At 69.9% G+C, this 2,659-nt stretch carries 4 protein-coding genes; 2 read left to right on the forward strand and 2 right to left on the reverse strand.

All coding sequences use genetic code 11. The annotated features are described in order from the left end of the window. The first annotated feature begins 304 nt into the window (after nt 1–304). Nucleotides 305–874 (forward strand): TadE/TadG family type IV pilus assembly protein, encoded by a 570-nt coding sequence (locus tag AC1DZ6_RS23125; RefSeq protein WP_477099456.1) that lies wholly within the window; start codon nt 305–307, stop codon nt 872–874. Continuing rightward, entirely contained in the window at nt 871–1,410 is a 540-nt protein-coding gene (locus AC1DZ6_RS23130; protein ID WP_477099457.1) for a TadE/TadG family type IV pilus assembly protein, read from the forward strand. Before AC1DZ6_RS23125 ends, AC1DZ6_RS23130 begins: the two co-directional genes overlap by 4 nt. Nucleotides 1,411–1,444: 34 nt before the next feature. Here the strand turns inward: AC1DZ6_RS23130 and AC1DZ6_RS23135 are convergent, their stop codons facing one another. Both AC1DZ6_RS23135 and AC1DZ6_RS23140 read right to left on the reverse strand, forming a co-directional pair. Then, entirely contained in the window at nt 1,445–2,260 is an 816-nt protein-coding gene (locus AC1DZ6_RS23135) for an aminotransferase class IV (protein WP_477099458.1), read from the reverse strand. Continuing rightward, on the reverse strand, nt 2,257–2,659 hold a 403-nt coding region (locus AC1DZ6_RS23140; protein WP_477099459.1), incomplete at its 5' end, for a chorismate-binding protein. The genes AC1DZ6_RS23140 and AC1DZ6_RS23135, both read right to left, overlap by 4 nt.

Consider the following 2,659-nt stretch of genomic DNA (forward strand, 5'->3'; position numbering starts at 1 on the left):
GACGAGCCCTGGCCGACCGCGACGTGGTGGTCTCCAACGTTCCGGCCCAGGCGGTCGTCGTCCAACGCGGCGTCAGCGCCTCGACCTACGCCTGCGGCGACCGCTGCTCGCTGCTGAGCTCCAGCACCGCGCCCGCCGCGCCCATGCCCTCGGCCGTCGTCGTCGTTCCTTAGGTCGTCGGGCCTAGATCCTCACACCCCCTAGACTCTTCACGCGATCGCGCGGGCCTAAACCCCTGATTAGGGACGTCCGGCCTAGATTAGGCCGCCTGACGTTCCTTAAAGGCGCTGACGCGGACGCCGCCATGGCCGATCGAGCCCGACACCATCGCCAGCTTCTGGCCCGCCTGGGCCTGCTGCGCCGCTTCGCCCGCGCCGACGACGGCGCGGCGGCGATCGAGTTCGCCTTCGTCGCCATCCCCTTCCTGATCCTGGTGTTCGCTATCATCGAGCTGGGCCTCACCTTCCTGGTCTCGCTGAGCCTGGACAACGCGTTGATGACCATCGACCGCACGATCCGCACCGGAACCGTGCAGGCCGGCGGCAACGACCCCGTCCTGTTCCGCGACAAGGTGTGCGGCCAGATGTCCTGGCTGGGCGGGTCCTGCCAGTCGGCGCTGACCCTCGACGTCCGCGTCCTGCCTTCGTTCGCCGAGACCAAGGACCTGCCCCGGCCCAAGGCCGGCGCCACCTGCTTCGATCCCGGCGGTCCCAACGCGATCGTCCTGGTGCGCGGCTACTACAAGTGGCCCCTGATCACGCCGCTGCTGCAGGAGGCGGTCTCCGGCCCGGTCGGCAATCGCGAGGTCACCTTCGCGGCGGTGTTCACCAACGAGCCGTATTCCGAAACCCTCGAGCCGATTAAGTGCAAATGACCCGCCGCCTCTCCAACTTCTGGCGTGATCGCCGCGGGGTCTCGGCCGTCGAGTTCGCTCTGATCGCGCCTCTGCTGATCCTCTTCTACTTCGGCATGGCCGAACTGACCGAGGCGATGATGGCTCAGCGGCGTCTGAGCCACCTGACCGCGTCGATCGGCGACGTGGTGGCCCGCGACCAGCGCTTCACCGACGCCCGCCGCAACGACGTCTTCAGCGTCGGCTCGGTGCTGATGGAGCCGTTCCCGACCTCGACCCTGCGGATGTGCATCGTCAGCATCGCCTCCGACGCCGCCGGTCGGGACGTGGTGGTCTGGTCGGAAAAGTCCAATTCGCCGACCGACTGCCCCGCGGCCGGCGCCGTGGTCGACATCCCGCCCAGCGTGCTGCCGGCCAGCCAGAGCGTGATCATGAGCAAGGCCAGCTATGAGTACGACTCGGTGTTCAAGCTGATCCTGCCCAACACCCTGACCTTCCGCCGCACCTTCTATCTGCGGCCCCGGCTCTCCGACCAGGTCGAACGCGTCAAGGTCTGACGCTTCAAGGTCTGGCGCTTCAAGGTCTGGCGCGTCAAGGTTTGGCGGCCTCGCGTACGATTTCGGCCAGGCGCTCGACCAGCGCATGAGGACCGAAGGCCTCGCCCTCGAACCGCCGCGCCGGGCGCACGCCGATCAGGCTGTTGGTCAGGAACACCGCCTYGGCCTCGTCCAGCGCCTCGGCGCCGGTCGCCACCTCGTGGACTTCGACGTCGAGCGTTCGCGCCGCCTCGACCACCCGCCCCCGGGCCAGGCCGTTCAGCACGCCGCAATGCAGGGCCGGCGTGAACAGCCGCCCGTCCGTGATCCAGAACAGATTGGCCGCCGCCGCGCAGGTCAGGTCGCCGTGGTTGTTGCGCATCACCGCCTCGTCGGCTCCCGCCGCCTTGGCCTCGGCCCGGGCCAGGACATTGTCGACATAGGACAGGGTCTTCAGCCGGGCGGCGGGCGAGCCCTCGTTGCGGCGGGTCTTGGCCAGGACCAGGTCGACCGGCGTCGTCACCGGCGGCGCGGCGGCGGCGCTGGCCGCCAGGCGAAGCACGGGCGCCTCCGGACGATCCAGCCCCCGCCCCCCGGAGCCGGCCGTCAGGGTCAGGCGCACGGCGGCGCGAACCTTGTCCAGCCCGGCCTCGCCCGGCGCGGCCAGGCAGAGCGCGCGGGCCTGAGCCAGGTCGAAGGCGGGCAGGCCCAGTGTTTCACAGCCGGCCGCCATCCGGGCCAGGTGGGCGTCGAGGTGCGGCAGGCCCTCGCCGGTCCACAGCATCGTCTCGAACAGGCCGTCGCCCAGCAGCAGGCCCCTGTCATTCAAGGGAAAGGAGGCGTGCAAGGGAAAGGCGTCCAGAGTGGTCATCCGCGAGGCGGCTCCATCAGGGCCCGGCGCAGGGCGGCGAACTTGGCTTCGGTCTCCAGGCGCTCGGCGTGGGGATCGCTGTCGGCGACGATGCCCGCTCCGGCCCTGGCTTCCAAACGCCAACCTTCAGCGTCTTGTTCAAGACCGACTGTGCGGATCAGCACGCTGGATTCCAGCGCCCCGTCGACCCCCGCCCAGAACAGCGAGCCGCAATAGGGTCCGCGCGCCGTCTCCAGCTCGGCGATCACCTTCATGGCCTGGACCTTGGGCGCGCCGGTGATCGAGCCGGGCGGGAAGGCCGCGCGCAGCAGGTCGGCCGCCGCCAGGCCCGGCGCCAGCCTGCCGGTCACGGTGGAAACCAGGTGATGGACGTTGGCGAAGGTCTCGACCCGGAACAGC

Source organism: Caulobacter sp. P1_B12_2, from assembly GCF_056406675.1.

Coding starts and splice junctions, on each gene's coding strand:
- AC1DZ6_RS23130 (WP_477099457.1), top strand. CDS start 871: ATGACCCGCCGCCTCTCCAACTTCTGGCGTGATCGCCGCGGGGTCTCG.
- AC1DZ6_RS23125 (WP_477099456.1), top strand. CDS start 305: ATGGCCGATCGAGCCCGACACCATCGCCAGCTTCTGGCCCGCCTGGGC.